Origin of the sequence: Diaphorobacter sp. HDW4B (assembly GCF_011305535.1) — a bacterium.
Lineage (GTDB): Bacteria > Pseudomonadota > Gammaproteobacteria > Burkholderiales > Burkholderiaceae_C > Diaphorobacter_A.
On sequence record NZ_CP049905.1, the window covers coordinates 3,221,563 to 3,241,736 of the forward strand.

The following is a 20,174-nucleotide window of genomic DNA, read 5'->3' on the forward strand; positions in this document are numbered from 1 at the left end:
TGTTCGATTATCAAACAGCGGAGCATGTGCAAAGACGATGCCTTCAGTCCTGCGCGGCGTTGGCCCTGAACCACTGCGAAACGGCGCTGTCGCCTTCTGTGGGCGGGTCTTCGATCCCCTTCACACGATCGGACAGGCCGGCTGACCTTCCCACGAATTCGAGTGGGGCATCCCAATCAAAATGCTGATAGACGGCTGCCATTTGCGCATAAGGTGGGCTTTGCGCGAACATCTGAAAGGTCAGCCGGTGGCTGGCGTAGTCCGAGTTGAGCAGGTCGCGCGCATAGGCCAGCAGCTTGCGGCGATCATCGGCCTGCCAGTGCTCGCCCAGTGTGTAGAACTTCTCCAGCCAGGGGCGCGTTTCTTCGTTCTGGAAATCGGCGTGATCGGGCGTCAGGCAGATCTGTCCACCGCAGAGGTCGCGCACGGTGTTCATCATTTCGTGCAACTGGCTGGTGGCGAGCACGCGGCCGGTGTAGAGAAGCGACTGGTTGGGCATCATCAGCCCGGCGGGGCTGCGCTCGGCCAGTGCAATGGACGCGGTGAGATGCGCGTTGATGCCCTCGCGGTAGCAGGCGAGCTTGGCCAGCTTGTCCTGCACGGCCTGGATTTTTTCCACGCCAGTCTGGCGCGTGTTGAACAGCGCCGTGCCGATCAGCATGTCGGCAAACTTCAGACCGCGCTGCACGAATGCAAAGGCGGAGTAGCGGTGCAGCGTGTTCTGGAGGAATTGCGCCGCCTTGGTGTGGCGGTAGAAGAGCACGTTTTCCCAAGGAATCAGCACGTCGTCAAACACGACGATGGTGTCGATCTCGTCGAATCGGTTGGACAGCGGATAGTCTTCTTTCGACGCGCGTCCCGCAAAGCCGGTGCGGCAGATGAAGCGCAGGTTCGGTGCGCTCAGATCACAGATGAATCCGATCGCGTATTCGGATTGCTCGTCGTTGCCCCAACTGGCAAGCGCCGGCTTGGTGAAGGCCTGGTTGGCATAGGCCGCTGCAGTTTCGTATTTGGCTCCGCGAACGATCACGCCCGCGTCGGTTTCCTTCACCACGTGCAGCAACACGTCAGGGTCCTGCTGCTGCGGCAGTTTGGAGCGGTCTCCCTTGGGGTCGGTGTTGGCCGAGACGTGGAAGACATCGCCATGCACCACCCGGTGGATGTGCGTGCGTATGTTGGCGGAAAAGCGCGGGTCGAGTTCGGCCAGCACGTCCTGTCCGTCGAACAGCGACCACATCTCGCCGACGGTCTCGTCGCCCACTCGCGTGACCACACCGCCCATGTCTTCGAGCACCAGATCGGTGGCGCGTCGCTTGTCCCACCAGTCCTGGCGGGTCAGCGGCAGCTTGTAGGCGATGGCATGGCGCTCGCCGTCGCCCTCGTCGTAGGTGAGCGTGTCTCGCAGCGCGGACTCGTGCTGCATGTCGTACATGCGCGCGCGAATGTCCACCAGCGGCTTGAACATCGGATGCGTGCTCACATCCTTCACGCGCTCGCCGTTGACCCACACCTGACGGCCATCGCGGATCGAGTCGCGGTACTGCGTTCCTGTTCTGATCACGGTTTGCCTCTTGTCGTGCAAAAAAGCGAAGGCGGACTGCGCTTGTGCCGCAGTCCGCCGGAAATTGTCAGTCGGAATGCGGAATCAGCGGCTGGCCCACTTGCCGTCCTTCACCTCATGCAGTTGCAGCTCCACCGGCACTTGCGTCTGGCCATTGGTGTCGAAGGTGACCTTGCCGGTCACGCCGTCATAGCTGATGGCGCGAATGGTCTTGGCGATGGCCGCCTTGTCCTTGGTGCCTGCGGTCTTGAGCGACTGCAGCAGGATGCCGGTCGCGTCGTATGCGTACTTGGTGTATGGGCTCTCCGGCTCGGCATAGGCCTTGGCCGTGTAGGCCTTCTGCATGGCGTCGAGCTTGGGATTGGTCTGCGACTTGGGCGTGCCCACGATGGTGCCGTCCGCAGCCGGTCCGGCGATCTGGATGAGCTGTGGATCGAACATGCCGCTGATGCCCAGCATCGGCTGCTTCATGCCGAGTTCTGCCATCTGCTTGCGCACGATGCCGGCCTCGGTGATCACGCCGCCGAAGTAGACGGCATCGGGATTCAGGCTCTTCACCTTGGTGAGGATGGAGCGGAAGTCGGTGGTGCCGACCGGGTAGCTTTCCTCGGCCACGATGCTGCCTTTTTCGGCCTTGAAGAACTGACCGAACGACGAGAGATTGGCGCGTCCGTAGTCGCTGGTGTCGGCAATGATGGCGATCTTCTTGGCGTTCAAGCCGGTCGCGGCCCAGGTGGCCAGCGGCTTGTTTTCATTGACCAGCGTGGGTGTCACGCGGGTGGTGTTGGGGAAGTTCTGGTCGGTGATCTTCGGGCCGATGGCACCCCAGACGATGAAGGGCATCTGCACGCGGTTGAACACCGGCAGTGTGGCCAGGGCCACGGGGCTGTTCCAGTGGCCGATGGCGCCGACCATGTCGCGGTCGTTCACCAGCTTGAGTGCTGCGGACACGCCGGTCTGCGGATCGGATGCGTCATCGAGCACCACGCCCTGGACCTTGAACGGCACGCCCGGTGTGGCATTCCATTGGTCGATGGCGAGCAGAAAGCCGTTCTTTGCCCCCAGGCCCTGCTGTGCATTGCCGCCACTGATCGGTCCGATGAAGCCCAGCTTCACGGTGGATTGTGCAAAGGCTGCGCCGCTGACGAGCGTGGCAGCGGCAAGGGTCAGCGCGGATGCGGCAAAGCGCCGACGAGCTGACGAAGGGGCGGTGAAGGTCGAATGGGCTTGCATGGTCGGTCAGTCCTGTTGGTGAATACGGCAAAGACAGCGGCAGTGGCAACGACATGTCGTTGCCGCGAAATTCGAAGTGGGAGGAAGCGCTTCATCCACATCGCGAATTCACTGTATCGCCGCAGAGCGAGGGACTGGTTCGCGTTTTCCGAAGCAGCACGTCAGTAAATGCGATGCAGGTTTTCGGCGGTTTCGCGCTTAAATATTTGCGTATGTGGAGACGAACGAACCAACCGAATAGGAAACCGATCAATGAATGACGCGCTGTTCCAGCAACTCATCAACTGGCTGACCCTGGGCTGCATCTACAGCCTGCTTGCCCTGGGATTCAGCCTGTTGTTTGGTGTGTTGCAAGTGATTCACTTTTCCCATGGCGACGTCGCCATGGTGGCTCCGTTCATCGCGCTCGCTGCCGTTCAGGCGTTGGCTGCGTCCATGGGCGGATCGGCGACCTGGGTGATCCTCGGGCTGGCATGCCTGATCGCCATCGCGGCTGTGGGAGGGCTGGGCATCGCGCTCGACCGGTTGGTCATCAGCCGGTTCAGGGATGCGCCTGCAATGATGCCGCTGGTGGCCACGGTGGCACTCGGTATCGTCATCCGCGAACTGATCCGCCATCTGTACCCACAGGGCAGCAACCCGCACGCGTTTCCGGCCATTGCGCAAGGCGCGATTTCCACTCCGTTCGGCGCTCTGCCGATGATCAGCGTGGTGTCGGTGCTCGTGTCGGTGGTGCTGGTGGGTGGGTTGCTCTATGTGCTGCACCACACCCCCATGGGCATGCGCATTCGTGCAGTGTCGCAGGACCGCGAAACCGCGCGTCTGTTTTCCATCGCTCCGGGTCCGGTGTTTCGCAACACGTTCTTCATCGCTTCCGCGGTCGGTGCGGTGGGCGGCATTTTCCTTGCGAGCTATGCCGGTGTGGTGCGTTTCGATTTCGGCGTTCAAGCCGGTCTCATCGGATTCTCGGCCGCCGTCGTGGGCGGGCTCGGCCGTCTGGGCGGCGCGATCATCGGAAGCCTGCTGATCGCTGCCATCGAAACCATTGTGCAGGGCTACGTTCCCAACGGAACTTCGTATCGCCTGGTGTTCGTGTTCGCGCTGGTGATTCTGGTGCTGATCTTCCGTCCCGCCGGTCTGTTCGGCGTTCAGAAAATGGAGAAGGTGTGATGCAGACAAGCACGACAACAACGACAGCGATGCCTGCATCGGATCGCATGAGCTCCGCCGCCATTGTGCTCGGCGTGTGTGTGGGCGGCGCGGTGCTGCTGCGCTACTTTCTGTTGGCCGAAAGCTGGGTCACCGTGCTGGTGCTGCTGGCCTGCTTTGCCATCGCACTCGTCGCCGTGCAAAAGCGCCCGGCGCTGGAAGACCGCATCGTGGCCGCGTTCAGCCAGTGCAAGACGCTGTCGGTCAGCCTGGGCATCGTGCTCGCGCTGGTGTTCCCGTGGGTGCTCAATGGTGACAGCTACGCCATGCACCTGATGATCATCGCCTGCCTCTACGCGGTGTTGGCGCTGGCGCTGAACTTCCAGCTCGGCAGCGCCAACATTCCCAACTTCGCCACCGGCGCGTCCTACGGCATCGGGGCCTATGCCTCGGCATTGCTGGCGATTCACTTCGGCGTGAGCTTCTGGGTCTGTCTCGTGGTGGCCGCCATCGTCGCGACGATCTTCGGCTTTCTGCTGGGCTTGCCATCCATGCGCACTCGCGACAGCTACCAGGCGCTGGTGACCATTGCGTTCGGCATCGTCGTGCACCAGTTGCTGATGAATCTGGAGTGGACGGGCGGAGCCAACGGGCTGGTAGGCATTCCAACGCCTACCTTCTTCGGCCATTCGTTCAATGATCCGATCACGCTGTTCGGCCACAGTCTGCCGGGGCAAGCCAACTTCTACTACGTGGCCGTGGCCTTGCTCGGCATCGCCATCGTGTCGGCTCAGCGCCTGCACAGCTCGCGTGTCGGGCTGGCGTGGAATGCGCTGCGCGACGACGAAATCGCGGCGCGTGCCTGCGGCATCAACGTCACCTGGTTCAAGGTGAAGGCGTTTGCCGTGGACGCGTTTCTCGCAGGTTTTGCGGGCACGGTGTATGCGTTCTACGTGAGCTTCATCTCGCCGGACAACTTCACCTTCCTGGTCTCGGTGACCATCATGACCATGGTGATTGCGGGCGGCATGGACAACACGCTGGGCGTGATCGTCGGTGCCTTCCTGCTGACCATGCTGCCCGAGAAGCTGCGTGCGTTCTCCGACTACCGCATCCTGTTCTACGGCCTCGTCGTGATCGCCTTCCTGATCATCCGTCCACGCGGCATCTTCCCTCAGCGAGTGCGCAACCATGAGCATTGAATCGACGAACACCCCACGCGCTGCAGCCTCGGGACCGCTGGTGCTCGAAGGTCGCGGCCTCACGATGCGCTTCGGCGGCTTGACGGCGGTGCAGGGCGTGGACATCCATCTGGCGACCGGCGAAGTGCTGGGCATCATCGGGCCGAACGGCGCGGGCAAGTCAACGCTGCTGAATCTGCTGACCGGCATCTACGTTCCCACCGAGGGCGATGTGCTGCTCGAAGGCCAATCGCTCAAGGGCGTGCCCGCTTACGAGATTGCAGGCGCAGGGATTGCGCGCACGTTCCAGACCAGCCGCTTGTTCGGAAGCCTGAGCGTGCTCGACAACGTCATCATCGGCATGCACTCGCGCACCAAGAGCGGTGTGATCACCGCACTGCTCAGGCCCGGCAAGTCCAAGGCGGAAATGAACCGCTGCGCCGATCGCGCCTGCGAGCTGCTCAAGAGCGTGTCGCACGACCTGTATGAGCGCCGCAATGTGCTTGCCAGCAGCCTGCCGCAGGCCGACCGTCGTCGCCTGGAGATCGCACGTGCGCTGGCGACCGAACCCAAGATCGTGCTGCTCGACGAACCTTCGAGCGGCATGGACGACCGCGACACCGATGCACTGATCGCCGACATCCAGCGCCTGCGCGAGCAGAACCCCAAGCTCAGCTTCATCATCATCGAACACGACATGCGCCTCATCGCCACTTTGCCCAACCGCGTGATGGTGCTGGATTACGGACGCAAGATCGGCGACGACACCTTTGAAGTGGTGCGTCAACTGCCGCGCGTTCAGGAAGCCTATCTGGGCAGAAAGGCCAGCAGCCATGCTTGAAATCGACTCCATCAGCACGCGCTATGGCGTGGTCAACATGCTCAACAAGGTATCGCTCAAGGTACCTGAGGGCAGCATCGTCTGTCTGCTCGGCCCCAACGGTGCAGGCAAGACGACCACCTTCAAAGCGATCGCAGGACTGCTGCCGGTCTATCACGGATCGATCCGCATCATGGGCAAGGAACTGGCTCGCATGCGCACCGAAGAGCTGGCGGCGCTGGGCGTGGGCTTTGTGCCCGAAGGCCGTCGCCTGTTCCCCGAGCTTACGGTGCAGGAAAACCTGCAGATCGGCTACGACGCGTTGCGACCCAAGGAAAGTTTTTCCAAGGCGCTGGAGCGCGTGGTGGCGCTGTTCCCGCGTGTCGGCGAGCGCATTGCACAGACGGCGGGCACGCTGTCCGGCGGTGAGCAGGCCATGGTGGCTTTGGGCCGCGTGCTCATGGGCAATCCCCAACTGGTGGTGATGGACGAGCCCACGCTGGGTCTGTCGCCCAAGCTCATCGAAGAGTATTTCGAGACCGTGGAGCGGATTCACCAACATGGCATCACGGTGCTGCTGATCGAGCAGAACGCGGAAGCCGCGCTGTCGATTGCGCACTCGGGCTATCTGCTGCTCAAGGGCCAACTGGTGGCTTCCGGAACGGCAGAGGAACTGCTCAACAACGATGTGGTGAAGCACCTTTACCTGTAGCCATAAGCACAACGACTTCATTTTTGATTTTTCGCCTGAACCGCTTGCAACGGCCATAAGGAGCCGGTGCAGGACCGACTCACGCCTTTTTCCTGAGAGTAAATGCCATGACAGCTGAAATCCAAACAATCGACACGCTCGTGGTCGGCGCCGGCCAGGCTGGCATCGCCGCCAGTGAACATCTGAGCAAGCTCGGCGTTCCTCATCTGGTGCTGGAGCGCAAGCGCATCGCCGAGGCCTGGCGCACCGGACGCTGGGACTCGCTGGTGGCCAATGGTCCTGCATGGCATGACCGATTTCCGGGCATGGAGTTCAAGACCAGTCCCGATGGTTTTCCAGCCAAGGACGAGGTGGCGGACTACTTCGAAGACTACGTCAAGCACATCAATGCGCCCGTGCGTACCGGTGTCACGGTGAACAAAATCACACGCAATCAAGGCAAGCCGGGCTTCACGGTCGAGACGTCGGAAGGCGTGATTCAGGCCAACAGCGTGGTCTCCGCAACCGGCCCGTTTCAGGTGCCTGTGATTCCACCGATTGCGCCCAAGGATTCGAAGATTCATCAGATTCACTCTGCTGCGTACTACAACCCCGAGCAGTTGCCAGCAGGTGCTGTGCTGGTGGTGGGTGCAGGTTCTTCGGGCGTGCAGATTGCCGACGAGCTGCAGCGCGCGGGCCGCAAGGTCTATCTCTCGGTCGGTGCGCATGATCGTCCTCCTCGCTCCTACCGCGAACGTGACTTCTGCTGGTGGTTGGGCGTGCTGGGTGAATGGGATGCCGAGATCGCCAAGCCCGGTCGCGAGCATGTGACCATTGCCGTGAGCGGCGCACGCGGCGGTCACACCGTGGACTTCCGCGCTCTGGGTCATCAGGGCATCACGCTGGTGGGCCTGACCGAATCGTTTGCCGACGGCAAGGTGAAGTTCAAGAACGACCTCGCCGAAAACATCGCCAACGGCGATGCGAATTACCTTGGCATGCTCGACGCCGCGGATGAATACATCAAGAAAAACGGCATCGATCTGCCGGAAGAACCGGAGGCACGCAAGCGCCTGCCCGACCCCGAGTGCGTCGCCCATCCGATCAAGGAACTCGATCTGGCCGAAGCAGGCATTACCAGCATCATATGGGCCACAGGCTACAAGGTGGACTTCAGTTGGCTGCAGGTCGATACCTTCGATGCCAACGGCAAGCCCAAGCACCATCGTGGCGTGTCCTACGAGCCGGGCGTTTACTTCCTCGGCCTGCCATGGCTCTCGCGCCGTGGATCGTCCTTCATCTGGGGCGTGTGGCACGACGCCAAGCATGTGGCCGATCACATCGCCAAGCAACGCCGTTACAGCGACTACCACGCTGCGGCGCAAAAGAAGAAGTAATAAGCCACACCGAACCGAACCACACATCGAAGCCCTGGGGCTTCATCCAACCGGAGAAAAATGATGCCGACACACACCCGCATTCGTATGTTCAATACGAAGGAAACCTATCCCAATCAATCACTGGACAACGACCTGTGTCAGGCCGTTCGTGCGGGCAACACCGTCTACGTGCGTGGTCAGGTGGGCACTGACTTTGCTGGCAATCTGGTCGGTCTCGGCGATCCGCAGAAGCAGGCCGAGCAAGCGATGAAGAATCTCAAGCAACTGCTGGAAGAGGCGGGCAGCGATCTTTCGCATGTGGTCAAGACCACTACCTACATCACCGACCCGCGTTATCGCGAACCGGTGTACCGCGAAGTCGGCAAGTGGCTCAAGGGCGTGTATCCGATCTCGACAGGTCTGTGCGTCTCTGCACTGGCCCAGCCGCAATGGCTCATGGAGATCGACGTGATCGCCGTGATTCCGGACGACTGGCAACCCGTGAAGGCTTGAAGAAGTCAACGCGAGTTCCTGTATTCATTTCATCGGGCCAATGCAACGCGAACGGATGCCGGAACACACCACCACAACGACGAGATGGCCCGCCAGACTAGGCGTCGAAGCCGCAGACAGTACACATGTACGGCAAGGCTTCGCAACAACGCATGGCGGGTCATCTCGTCGCCTCAAAAGGAAGCACCCATCGAAGCCAAAGGCTTCGTGTGCAAAGCTAAGAAGGAGATACGACCATGACTTTTTCGATTGTGGGTCGCTGCGAAAAAACCGGACAACTGGGCGTTGCCATCAGTTCGTCCAGCATTGCCGTGGGTGCGCGCTGCCCTTGGGTGCGCGCGGGCGTGGGCGTTGTCTCCACGCAGAACATCACCTTGCCGGCGCTGGGTCCGCGTGTGCTGGATCTGCTGGAAAAGGGTGCCTCGCCGCAGGACGCACTCAAGCAGGCGCTGGATGACAAGAGCTGGCCGGAATATCGCCAGGTCACGGTCGTCGATGCGCAAGGCCGCACGGCTGTCTTCACCGGCAAGGAAGCGCTGGGCATCTTCACCAGCGCATCGGGCAAGCAATGCGTTGCCGGTGGCAATCTGCTGTCGAGCACCAAGGTGATCGACGCGATGATTCCTGCGTTCGAGAACACCACGGGCCCGCTCGCCGAACGACTGATCGCCGCCATGAAGGCTGCGATGGCGGCAGGCGGCGAAGCGGGGCCGGTACATTCCGCTGCGCTCAAGATTGCGGGCGAGCACATCTGGCCGATGGCCGATCTGCGTGTGGATTGGACCGAGGCCGACCCGATTGCGGAGCTGGAGAAGCTCTGGATTGCCTACAAGCCGCAGATGCAGGACTATCAGATGCGCGCGGTGAATCCCACCGCTGCGCCAAGCTACGGAGTGCCGGGCGATGAGTAGCAGCGAACTCACCAGCCGCCAGATGCTGGAGCGGCTCATCGGCTTTCCCACCGTGAGCCGTGATTCGAATCTGGACCTGATCGTCTTCATGCGCGACTATCTTGCGCAGCATGGTGTGAAGGCAGAACTGTTCTACAACGCAGAGCGCAACAAGGCCAGCCTGTTCGCCACCATCGGACCGACCGACAAGCCGGGCGTTGCGGTGTCGGGCCACACGGATGTGGTGCCGGTCGATGGGCAGGCATGGACCGTCGATCCGTTCAAGCTGCTCGAGCGCGATGGGCGTTTCTACGGACGTGGCACGGCGGACATGAAGGGCTTCATCGCCTGTGCGCTGGCTGCGGTGCCGCATTTCACGCGCGCGGCGCTCAAGCAACCCTTGCATCTGGCGTTTTCGTACGACGAGGAAATCGGCTGTCTGGGCGTGCGTCCCATGCTGGCCGAGTTGGCGAAGCGGACCATCAAGCCGGACCTGTGTCTGATCGGTGAACCCACAGAACTCAAACCGGTGCTCGGCCACAAGGGCAAGCTCGCGATGCGTTGTTGCGTGAAGGGCGCGGCGTGTCACTCGGCCTATGCGCCGTATGGCGTGAACGCGATTGAATATGCGGCGCGCATGATCGGAAAACTGGGTGACATCGGCGCGCAACTCGCCAAGCCCGAATTGCACGATGCACGTTTCGACCCACCATTCTCGACCGTGCAGACCGGCGTGATCAAGGGCGGTCGCGCGCTCAACATCGTGCCTGCAGAATGCGAGTTCGACTTCGAGGTGCGGGCCTTGCCGGACTACGATGTGCGCGAGGTCGTCAACGAACTGCAGGGTTTTGCGAGCAGCGAATTGCTGCCGAAGATGCAGGCGGTGAAGCCGGAAGCGGGCATCGAATTCAAGGAACTGAGTGCTTATCCAGGGCTCGTCACACCGCGCGACAGCGATGCGGCCAAGTTGCTGGGTTGGCTCAGCGGCTCGACGGACTTCGGCACGGTGGCGTATGGCACGGAGGGCGGGCTTTACATGCAGTCGGGAATACCCTCCATCGTCTGTGGGCCGGGCAGCATGGATCAGGGGCACAAGCCGGACGAATTCGTCACGGTCGCGCAACTCGATGGGTGCGACGCGATGCTCCGAAGGCTGGTTCAACATCTGAGCGAGAGCACATAAATGCAATAAGCGCAATTGCTGAAATTCGGACTGGGGTAAACCAGAGGTTCAGCAATTTGCAATAGCCCATTCCGCGCCGTGGCAAACACAATGGGAGTCTTCGACAAGGAGGCTTTCTCATGGCTGCGAATGGTGCCGATCAAGAGCTCGACCTGCCGCTTGCGGGTGTCCGCGTGCTGGACCTCTCGCGCGTGTTTGCCGGGCCGCTGTGCGGTCAGGTGCTGGCTGACTACGGTGCGGAGGTCATCAAGGTGGAGCATCCCGCGCGCGGCGACGATACGCGTGACTGGGGCATGCGCATCGGCAAGACGGAGACCACCTATTACAACAGCATGAACCGCAACAAGCGGTCGGTCACGCTGGATCTGCAGACGCCGGAAGCCATCCGCATCGTGCATGAGCTGCTGCCGCAATGCGATGTGGTGATTCACAATTTCAAATCGGGCGGTGCGGAAAAGCTGGGGTTGGGTTATGAGCAGCTCAAGGCGATCAAGCCCGATCTTGTCTATGTGGCCGTGGCGGGTTACGACAGCAGCGGACCGGAGGCGCAGCGGCCGGGTTACGACCTGGTGATTCAGGGCGAGTCGGGCCTGATGGCGCTGAACGGCGAGAAGGAACAACCACCGCTCAAATTCGGCGTGGCGGTGGTCGATCTGATGACTGGCATGACGGCGGCGCAAGCGGTGCTGGCCGCGCTGTTCAAGCGGGAACGCACGGGGCAGGGGCGCTTCATCGAGATGGCGCTGTATGACTGCGGTGTGATGGTCACGGGCTACTACGGGCTGGATGCGCTCAAGCTCGGCCACGATCCCGAACGCTACGGCAATGCGCATCCGTCCATCGTGCCTTACGGCATGTATGAAGCAGCGGATGGGCCTTTGATCATTACCGTAGGCACCAATGCGCAATTTGAAAAATTCTGCCGCGTGGTGCTGGAGCGCCCGGACATCGTGGCAGATGAACGTTTTGCGAACAACGTAAACCGTGCGAAGAATCGGCTGGCGCTGACGCCCATGCTCAAGGAGCTGATCCACTCGCACAAGCGTGATGTGCTGCTTGAGCGCTTGCGCAAGGCGGGCATTCCCTGCGGCGAGGTGCTGGGCCTGCATGAGGCGCTGACCAGCGAGCGCACGCGCCGCAGCGATCTGGTGCAGGACATGCCGCATCCCGTCGTCGGCACCACGCCCGTGTTTGCTCCCCCCGTGCGCATGAATGGCAAGCGTTTGCCGATTCGCAGCGCGCCGCCTACTTTGGGCGAAGGCACGCGCGAGGTGTTGCGCCATCTGCTGGCCATGAGCGACGAACAGCTTGCGCAGTTGCGCGACAAGGGCGTGCTGACCTTGCCCGACGAATGACTTTTTTCTGCACGTGATTCGAGAGTTCTGCGTTCCCGGTTCGATGTCGCTGCCGCAATCGGCAGCTTTCTGAAGGAGACGAGCGAATGAGCCACAACAACATGTCCAAGACGATCCAGCGCCGTACCTTGTTGCAAGGCGCGGCAGCCTTGGCAGGCGCACAGTTGCTGCCCCATGTCCATGCGCAATCGGCCCATTGGCCCACCAAGCCCATCAAGCTGATCGTGCCCTACGCGGCAGGTGGTGCGACGGACATTCTGGCGCGTGCGTTTGGTGAAGGGCTGTCCAAGCGCGTCGGGCAGCCGGTGATCGTCGATAACCGGCCCGGAGCGTCCGGGATTGTCGGAACGGAAGCGGTGGCCAAGGCGGTGCCCGATGGGCATACCTTGCTGATGTCGCTGAGCTCTTCGATGCTCGTCAATCAGTATCTTTACACCAAGCTGCCGTACAACCCGATCAAGGATCTGTCGTTTGTGTCGCAGGTAAGCACTGCGCCGGTGGTGCTGGCGGTGCATCCGTCCGTGCCGGTCAAAAACATGAAGGAGCTGCTGGCCTACGCCAAGGCGAATCGCGGCAAGCTGAGCTATGGCTCGTATGGCGTGGGTTCGTATGCGCATCTGGCGGGGGCTTACATCAGCAAGATCACCAACTCCGACATGAACCACGCCGCATACAAAGGCGAGAGTCAGGCGGTGCAGGAGCTCATCAGCGGGCAATACCAGTTTGGCTTTCTGAGCGCCCAAAGCGTCAAGCCGCATGTGGACACCGGGCGACTCAAGGCGATTGGAGTGACCGGCCGTCAGCGCATGGTGGTGATGCCCGATGTGCCGACGATCTACGAGCAGGGCGTGCAGGACGATGCGTTCTCGCTGGTCGGCTGGATCGCCATGGGTGCGCCGTCTGGTGTGCCCAAAGACATCATCGCGCAGCTCTACGCGCATCTGCTCGAAGTCTCCAAGGATGCCAAGGTGCAGGAGCGCATCACCGGCGCGGGCTTTGCACCGATGATGAGCACGCCCGAGCAGTTCCGCGAAAACTACCAGCGCGACATGCCGGTGTGGAGGGCGCTGGTGGAAACGGCTGGAGCCAAACTCGACTGAAGGACATCACGCATGAAGACGCGCATCACCGAACTCTTCGGCATCGAGCATCCCATCATCCAGGGCGGCATGCACTACGTGGGGCTGGCGGAGCTGGCCTCCGCCGTGTCGAATGCCGGGGGACTGGGCATCGTCACCGGGCTCACGCAGCGCACGCCGGAACTGCTGGCCAAGGAGATCGCCCGTTGCCGCGAGATGACGGACAAGCCCTTCGGCGTGAACCTGAGCTTTCTGCCGGCAGTGAACCCGCCTGACTACGCGGGCTACATCCGCGCCATCATCGACGGCGGTGTGAAGGTCGTGGAGACGGCGGGCAACAACCCGCAGAAGTGGTTGCCGATGATGAAGGACGCGGGCATCAAGGTGATCCACAAATGCACCTCGGTGCGCCATGCGCTCAAGGCCGAATCGATTGGCTGCGATGCGATCAGCGTGGATGGTTTTGAATGCGGCGGTCATCCCGGCGAGGACGATGTGCCCAACTTCATACTGCTGCCGCGCGCGGCCGAGGAACTCAAAATTCCGTTCGTCGCATCCGGCGGCATGGCCGATGGACGATCGCTGGTGGCGGCGCTCGCGCTCGGCGCGGATGGCATGAACATGGGCACGCGTTTCATGGCGACCCAGGAGGCACCCATTCACGACAACGTCAAGCAGGCCATCGTGGGCGCGAGCGAGCTGGACACGCGCATCATCATGCGCCCGCTGCGCAACACCGAGCGCGTGTTCGCCAACGCGGCAACGCAGGAAGTGCTGCGCAAGGAGCGCGAACTGGGCGGCAACATCCGCTTCGAAGACATCGCGCCCGAACTCGCGGGTGCCTATCCGCGCATCATGCAGCAGGGCGACATGCAAAGCGGCGTGTGGTCCTGCGGAATGGTCGTGGGGCTGATCCACGACGTGCCCACGGTGCAGCAGCTCATCGACCACATCATGCGCGAGGCCCATGGCATCATCGAGAAGCGGTTGACTGGGTTCGCCGCTGCCTGATGGCCGATTGATGTTCAACGCGTTCACCGAGTCATGAAATCTCCCAATCCGATTGCCGCTGCCAGTTTCAACACGGTCTCCGCTCTGTTGCGTGAACATGCATTGGCGCGTCCGGACCATCCTGCGGTTCAGGATGAAACCCAGTCGCTGAACTACGCGCAGCTCGATGCGCTGGTCGATCGCATCGCCACTTCTTTGCAGCGCGACGGCGTGCACCATGGTGACGTGGTCGCCATCTGCGCGTTGAACTCCGCGCGCTATGCCGCGGTGTTTCTGGGCGTTCTGCGAGCCGGTGCCGCAGTCGCTCCGCTGGCCCCTTCGTCAAGCAGCGAAACGCTGGCATCCATGCTGCGCGATTGTGGTGCGAAGCTGTGGTTTGCCGATGCATCGGCGGATGTGTCGGCGCTTGATTCGAGCCTGCCTTGCGTGTCGCTGGATGACGTGGCCCTTGGCAAGTCGTTCGAGCCCTGGCTGGCCAAGGAAGGCAGCAAGCCCGCGCCGGTCGATGTATCGCCGGACGATGCGTTCAACATCATCTACTCATCGGGCACCACCGGCACGCCCAAGGGCATCGTGCAATCGCATGGCATGCGCTGGGCGCACATTCAGCGCGGGGCATCGAACGAGTACGGACCACAGTCGGTCACGCTGCTGGCGACACCGCTGTATTCCAACACCACGCTGGTGATCTTCGTGCCGTCGTTCGCTTATGGCGGCAGCGTGCTGCTCATGAAGAAGTTCGATGCCGCGCGTTATCTCAAACTGGCCGAAGCGCAACGCGCGACGCATGCGATGCTGGTGCCCGTGCAATACCAGCGCATCATGGCGCTCGCGGATTTCGATCGGCACGATCTCTCCTCGTTCCAATACAAGTTCTGCACCAGCGCGCCGTTTCGCGCAGAACTCAAGGCCGACGTGCTCGCGCGCTGGCCGGGCACGCTCACCGAGTACTACGGCATGACCGAAGGCGGTGGCACCTGCATTCTCGATGCGCATCTGCACCCCGACAAACTGCACACGGTGGGCAAGCCCGCATCCAACAGCGACATTCGCTTGATCGACGAAGCGGGCAACGAGGTGGGACCGGGCGAGATCGGCGAAGTCGTCGGCCACTCCACCGGCATGATGACCGGCTACCACCATCAACCCGAGAAGACGCGCGAGGCCGAATGGTTCGATCCTTCGGGCAAACGTTTCATCCGCACGGGTGATGTCGGGCGCTTTGATGAAGACGGCTTTCTGACGCTGCTCGACCGCCGCAAGGACATGATCATCAGCGGCGGTTTCAACATCTATCCGAGCGATCTCGAAGCGCAGTTGCGTGCCCATCCGGCCATCGAGGATGTGGCCGTGGTGGGCGTGTTTTCAGAGCAATGGGGCGAGACGCCGGTCGCCTATGTCGTGCAGCGCAAAGGCACGCCGGAGACGGCCGCTGAGCTCAAGCAGTGGTTCAACGCGCGCGCCGGAAAAACCCAGCGGCTTGCCGATCTGGTGCTGGTGAACGAGTTGCCACGCAGCGCCATCGGCAAGGTACTCAAACGCGATCTGCGCGATGCTTATTCGGCAGCGTCGGCCAAGCCCAGCATCTGACGCGCCACGGCCTCGCCGACCTTGATGCCGTCCACGCCCGCAGACAGAATGCCGCCCGCATAACCAGCGCCTTCGCCCGCAGGGTAGATGCCGTGCGTGTTCAGGCTCTGGAAATCCGCACCGCGACCTATGCGCAGCGGTGCCGAGGTGCGCGTTTCCACGCCGGTCATCACCGCATCGGCCATGTCATATCCGCGAATCTTGCGGCCGAAAACAGGCAGCGCTTCGCGCATGGCCTCGGTCGCAAAAGCGGGCAGGGCCTTGTCGATGCTGGTCAGGTGCACGCCCGGCTTGTACGAAGGCTGCACCTCGCCGAATTCCTTGGAATCACGTTTGGCCAGAAAGTCGCCCACGAGCTGGCCTGGTGCGCTGTAGTTGCTGCCGCCGACCACGTAGGCGTTCGATTCCAGTTGGCGCTGCAGCACGATACCCGCAAGTGGATGGGTCTCGCCCGCCTTGTATTTTTCGATGCCGTAGCTCTTGCCAAGATACTTCTCGAACGATGCGACATCGCGCGGGAAATCGCTTTCGTCCACGGCCACCACCATGCCCGCATTCGCATTGCGTTCGGCGCGCGAATACTGGCTCATGCCGTTGGTCACCACACGTTCGGGTTCGCTGGTCGCAGCGACCACCGTGCCGCCAGGGCACATGCAGAAACTGTAGACCGCACGGCCATTCTTGGCGTGGTGCACGAGCTTGTAATCCGCCGCGCCGAGCAGTGGATGCCCGGCATGCTTGCCCCAACGCGCGCGGTCGATCACGCTTTGTGGATGCTCGATGCGCACGCCGATGGAGAACGGTTTGGCTTCCATCGAAACGCCGCGCTCGTACAGCATCGCAAACGTGTCGCGCGAGCTGTGGCCGAGCGCCATCACCACTTGCGTGGCGGGCAGCAGTTGTTCCTTGCCGGAGGCCAGATCGACGACCGTGAGACCGGTGACGTGGCGCTCGCCGCTCGCGTCCGTTGCGACCTGCACATCGCTCACGCGCTGCTCGAAACGCACCTCGCCACCCATAGCGATGATCTGCTCGCGCAGTGTCTCCACCACCTTCACCAGCTTGAACGTACCGATGTGCGGATGCGCGGTGTACAGGATTTCGGCGGGCGCACCGGCCTGCACGAACTCTTCCATCACCTTGCGACCCAGATGGCGTGGGTCCTTGATCTGGCTGTAGAGCTTGCCGTCCGAGAACGTGCCCGCACCGCCTTCGCCGAACTGCACGTTCGATTCAGGCGTCAGCACGCGCTTGCGCCACAGACCCCAGGTGTCCTTGGTGCGCTCACGCACTTCGCGTCCGCGCTCCAGCACGATGGGCTTGAAGCCCATCTGCGCCAGCACCAGCGCCGCAAAAATGCCGCACGGTCCAAAGCCGATGACGACGGGGCGGTCCTGCAGATCCGCAGGTGCCTGACCGACTGGCTTCCATGCCATGTCGGGCGTGGCGTTGACGTGCGGATTCTTCTCGTTCTTGGCAAGCAACTCGGCTTCGAGCGCTGCATCGGCCAGCGTCGCATCGACGATGTACACCGCCATCAACTCCACCTTGCGCGCGTCGAAGCTGCGCTTGTGCACATGCAAGGAGGTGAGGGCGTTTTCGTCGATGGTCAGCATCTGCGCAATCTGTGTGCGCAGGGCGGCTTCGGGATGGGCGTCGGCGTCGTATTCGCCCGCTGGCAGCGCGGTGAGCGGCAGCTTGATTTCGGAGATGCGAATCATCGTGTGAACTGGCCCGTATCGATCGGGCTGAGTGTGTGGGAAAGGGTCGGCATTTTAGCCGAGCGGGTCCGTTCTTACAGCACTGGGGCCATCATGTTGATGACGTTCTGCACCAGCCGGGCGTGGAGCGGCCATGCGCGAACGGCCTCCAGTTGCACCGGATGGGAAACGGAGAGATAGCCCTGTTGGCGCTCGTGGATGGTCCGGGTGAACGGTGCATCGGCGATCAGCAAGTTGTTCTCGTAGTTCAGTTCCAGACTGCGGCGGTCCATGTTGGCAGACCCGATGAGGGTGATTTCGCCATCGAGCGTCATCGATTTGGTGTGCAGAATGCCAAGCGGATATTCGTACACGCAGACACCGCTGGTGAGCAGATCCAGATAGGTGCTGCGACAGGCATTGCCCACCAGCCACGAGTCATTGCGCTTCGGAAAAATCAGCGTGGTCTTCACGCCGCGTTGCGCGGCGGCGCAAAGGGCGCGCAGCATGGGTTCGTCCGGCACGAAGTAGGGGGTGGTGATCAGCAGCTCGCGGCGAGCAGCGTAAATGCAGGCCACGAACATGTCGGACATGGAGTTGTGCCGTCCCGTGGGGCCGGTCTTGAACGCCTGCGCCGTGCAGCCGTTTTCAATGGGGTGCACGGGCGATTGCGCGGGCAAATGTTCGAGTCCGCTTTCGCCCGTTTCGGGAATCCAGCCGCTCAAGAACAGGTACTGCATCTGTCGCACGAGCGGGCCTTCGATGCGCAGCAGCACGTCGATCCAGGGTGCGAATTTGGGCTTCACGCGAAACTCGGGCGACGCGAAATTCTGGCTGCCGCAGAACGCGATGCGGTTGTCGATCACCACCATCTTGCGATGGTCGCGCAGGTCGACGCGGCTGAAGGCCATATGGCGCAGCCGCGAGATGTCGGCCAGGGTGGCATGCAAGTGCGCACCGGCAGATCGCATTTGCTTGAAGGTGGCGCTGCGGATGAAGTCGCGCGAGCCGAGCGAGTCCACCATCACGCGGCAGGTGACGCCGCGTTGTGCCGCCTCGCACACCGCAGCGGCGAGCCGGCGGCCCACATCGTCGTCGAGCCAGATGTAAACGGCGATGTGCACCTGCTCTTGCGCCAGGCCGATGTCGGCGATCAACTGGTCCACCGCTTTGAGCGAATTGCGTTTGGGCTCGGAGGCGGGGGCATCCGGATCGCCGAGCAAGGTGATGCGGTTTCCGCTGACGACTTTGAACGGGTTGATCGAGCTGCACAGATCGAACAGCGATGCAGCCATCGGCGTGACCTGCTGTGGGCGAAAATCCTCGTCTGGCGGCAGCGCCATCGACTTCTCAGCCTTGCGAACGCGCTCCATGCGTGCTCGCCCGATGCTGGTTTCTCCCAGCAGCAGGTAGCCAATCATGCCCGCCACCGGAACCAGCATGATCACGGCTAGCCACGCGATGCGCGAAGCGGGCGAGCGGTTCGGCCGCGTCAACGCCCGCAGTGCGGTGAGCAGGTGGGCGACAAATACGACGACCGCCCATGCGAGGTCGATGAGATGGTGGTTCATTGTTCTGGATTTTCCGACGAAGGCTTCCGAAAACCGCGATGTTCCAACTGGATGGAAATCGGTTTTTGAGAATCAGTTTTCTATTCCGATAGTCCATCGTAATGGATCGGGCCGTCCTGTGGAACACCAAAGCACAACGCCCACCTGACAGCGTTGCGGCTGCCAGATGGGCGTTGCATGTGGTTCATCCATCAGAGCGGAGCACTTCGTGATGCTCCCTCCATGGACCGTGGGGCGTGGTCAGCTCGGCAGGAAGCCGTCCACCGACAGATAACGTTCGCCCGTGTCGTAGTTGAAGCCCAGCACGCGTGCGCCGGCGGGCAGTTCGGGCAGCTTCTGTGCAATCGCAGCCAGCGTCGCGCCGGAGGAGATGCCGACCAGCATGCCTTCTTCACGCGCCGAGCGGCGGGCGTATTCGCGGGCGGGTTCGGCGTCCACCTGAATCACGCCGTCGAGCAGCGAGGTGTCGAGGTTCTTGGGGATGAAGCCCGCGCCGATGCCCTGAATCGGGTGCGGAGCAGGCTGGCCGCCGGAGATCACGGGCGACGCGACGGGTTCGACCGCGAACACCTTGAGGTTCGGGAACTTGCCCTTGAGCACGCGTGCCACGCCGGTCAGGTGACCGCCCGTGCCCACGCCGGTGATCAGCGCGTCGAGGCCATCGGGGAAGTCGGCCAGGATTTCCTGCGCCGTGGTGCGCACGTGCACGTCGATGTTGGCGGGATTTTCAAACTGCTGCGGCATCCATGCGCCGGGGGTCGACTCGACCAGTTCCTGCGCGCGTGCGATGGCGCCCTTCATGCCCTTTTCCTTGGGCGTCAGATCGAAGGTCGCGCCGTAGGCCAGCATCAGGCGGCGGCGTTCGATGGACATGCTCTCGGGCATCACCAGCACCAGCTTGTAGCCCTTGACTGCAGCGACCAGCGCCAGACCGATGCCGGTGTTGCCGGAGGTCGGCTCGATGATCGTGCCACCGGGCTGGAGCGTGCCGCGCTTTTCGGCGTCTTCCACCATCGCCAGTGCGATGCGGTCCTTGATCGAGCCGCCGGGGTTGCCGCGCTCGGCCTTGACCCACACGTTGGCACCAGCGCCAAACAGACGGTTGATCTTCACGACGGGCGTATTGCCGATGGTCTGCAGGATGTTGTCGAATTTCATGATGAGGAAGTCTCCAGCAACAGGTGGTTGGTCAGATGGAAGGAATGAACGGATCGCTGACGGAATCAATGTAACCAGATCATTGTGTCCTAGTTGTTAGCACTTTTCGC

The 20,174-nt window shown here is 62.0% G+C and carries 17 protein-coding genes; 12 read left to right on the plus strand and 5 right to left on the minus strand.

Going from position 1 to position 20,174, the window contains the following annotated elements; genetic code table 11:
- Positions 1 to 43: 43 nt before the first annotated feature.
- Both G7048_RS14710 and G7048_RS14715 read right to left on the minus strand, forming a co-directional pair.
- Positions 44 to 1,561, minus strand: a complete 1,518-nt coding sequence (locus G7048_RS14710) for a 4-hydroxyphenylacetate 3-hydroxylase family protein (protein ID WP_166068858.1) — start codon at positions 1,559 to 1,561, stop codon at positions 44 to 46.
- Between the two features lie 84 nt (positions 1,562 to 1,645).
- A complete protein-coding gene (locus G7048_RS14715) occupies positions 1,646 to 2,794 on the minus strand; it encodes a branched-chain amino acid ABC transporter substrate-binding protein (RefSeq protein ID WP_166068859.1) in 1,149 nt (382 codons plus the stop codon).
- Between the two features lie 252 nt (positions 2,795 to 3,046).
- Between G7048_RS14715 and G7048_RS14720 the strand changes: the two genes are divergently transcribed.
- The 12 genes from G7048_RS14720 to G7048_RS14775 all read left to right on the plus strand — a co-directional run bounded on the left by G7048_RS14720 (position 3,047) and on the right by G7048_RS14775 (position 15,635).
- Positions 3,047 to 3,964: a branched-chain amino acid ABC transporter permease gene (locus tag G7048_RS14720; RefSeq protein WP_166068860.1), complete on the plus strand. Its 918-nt coding sequence runs from the start codon at positions 3,047 to 3,049 to the stop codon at positions 3,962 to 3,964.
- Positions 3,964 to 5,145: a branched-chain amino acid ABC transporter permease gene (locus G7048_RS14725; RefSeq protein WP_166068861.1), complete on the plus strand. Its 1,182-nt coding sequence runs from the start codon at positions 3,964 to 3,966 to the stop codon at positions 5,143 to 5,145. The genes G7048_RS14720 and G7048_RS14725 overlap by 1 nt, the downstream gene beginning before the upstream one ends.
- Positions 5,135 to 5,965: an ABC transporter ATP-binding protein gene (locus G7048_RS14730; protein WP_166068862.1), complete on the plus strand. Its 831-nt coding sequence runs from the start codon at positions 5,135 to 5,137 to the stop codon at positions 5,963 to 5,965. Before G7048_RS14725 ends, G7048_RS14730 begins: the two co-directional genes overlap by 11 nt.
- Complete coding sequence (locus G7048_RS14735; RefSeq protein WP_166068863.1) at positions 5,958 to 6,656, plus strand: ABC transporter ATP-binding protein; 699 nt, start codon at positions 5,958 to 5,960, stop codon at positions 6,654 to 6,656. Before G7048_RS14730 ends, G7048_RS14735 begins: the two co-directional genes overlap by 8 nt.
- Before the next feature lie 107 nt (positions 6,657 to 6,763).
- A complete protein-coding gene (locus tag G7048_RS14740) occupies positions 6,764 to 8,032 on the plus strand; it encodes an NAD(P)/FAD-dependent oxidoreductase (RefSeq protein ID WP_166068864.1) in 1,269 nt (422 codons plus the stop codon).
- Between the two features lie 63 nt (positions 8,033 to 8,095).
- A complete protein-coding gene (locus G7048_RS14745) occupies positions 8,096 to 8,527 on the plus strand; it encodes a RidA family protein (RefSeq protein WP_166070982.1) in 432 nt (143 codons plus the stop codon).
- Positions 8,528 to 8,763: 236 nt separating this feature from the next.
- Positions 8,764 to 9,438, plus strand: a complete 675-nt coding sequence (locus G7048_RS14750) for a DUF1028 domain-containing protein (protein ID WP_166068865.1) — start codon at positions 8,764 to 8,766, stop codon at positions 9,436 to 9,438.
- Entirely contained in the window at positions 9,431 to 10,600 is a 1,170-nt protein-coding gene (argE, locus tag G7048_RS14755) for an acetylornithine deacetylase (RefSeq protein ID WP_166068866.1), read from the plus strand. Before G7048_RS14750 ends, argE begins: the two co-directional genes overlap by 8 nt.
- Positions 10,601 to 10,719: 119 nt before the next feature.
- The gene (locus G7048_RS14760; protein WP_166068867.1) at positions 10,720 to 11,955 is read left to right on the plus strand and encodes a CaiB/BaiF CoA-transferase family protein; all 1,236 of its coding nucleotides are present in this window, start codon (positions 10,720 to 10,722) and stop codon (positions 11,953 to 11,955) included.
- A 101-nt stretch (positions 11,956 to 12,056) separates the two neighbouring features.
- The gene (locus G7048_RS14765) at positions 12,057 to 13,055 is read left to right on the plus strand and encodes a tripartite tricarboxylate transporter substrate binding protein (RefSeq protein ID WP_166070983.1); all 999 of its coding nucleotides are present in this window, start codon (positions 12,057 to 12,059) and stop codon (positions 13,053 to 13,055) included.
- A 12-nt stretch (positions 13,056 to 13,067) separates the two neighbouring features.
- On the plus strand, positions 13,068 to 14,045 hold the full coding sequence (locus G7048_RS14770; RefSeq protein WP_166068868.1) for a nitronate monooxygenase family protein: 978 nt from the start codon (positions 13,068 to 13,070) through the stop codon (positions 14,043 to 14,045).
- Between the two features lie 33 nt (positions 14,046 to 14,078).
- Entirely contained in the window at positions 14,079 to 15,635 is a 1,557-nt protein-coding gene (locus G7048_RS14775) for a class I adenylate-forming enzyme family protein (protein ID WP_166068869.1), read from the plus strand.
- On the opposite strand, the gene G7048_RS14780 is transcribed toward G7048_RS14775, so the two are convergent.
- From G7048_RS14780 to cysK, 3 genes are all read right to left on the minus strand, one after another.
- Positions 15,602 to 17,356, minus strand: a complete 1,755-nt coding sequence (locus G7048_RS14780) for an NAD(P)/FAD-dependent oxidoreductase (RefSeq protein WP_166068870.1) — start codon at positions 17,354 to 17,356, stop codon at positions 15,602 to 15,604. The genes G7048_RS14775 and G7048_RS14780 overlap by 34 nt on opposite strands.
- A gap of 74 nt (positions 17,357 to 17,430) precedes the next feature.
- Positions 17,431 to 18,906 (minus strand): cardiolipin synthase, encoded by a 1,476-nt coding sequence (gene cls / locus G7048_RS14785; protein WP_166068871.1) that lies wholly within the window; start codon positions 18,904 to 18,906, stop codon positions 17,431 to 17,433.
- 240 nt (positions 18,907 to 19,146) lie between these two features.
- On the minus strand, positions 19,147 to 20,064 hold the full coding sequence (cysK, locus tag G7048_RS14790) for a cysteine synthase A (RefSeq protein ID WP_166068872.1): 918 nt from the start codon (positions 20,062 to 20,064) through the stop codon (positions 19,147 to 19,149).
- Positions 20,065 to 20,174 lie beyond the last annotated feature (110 nt).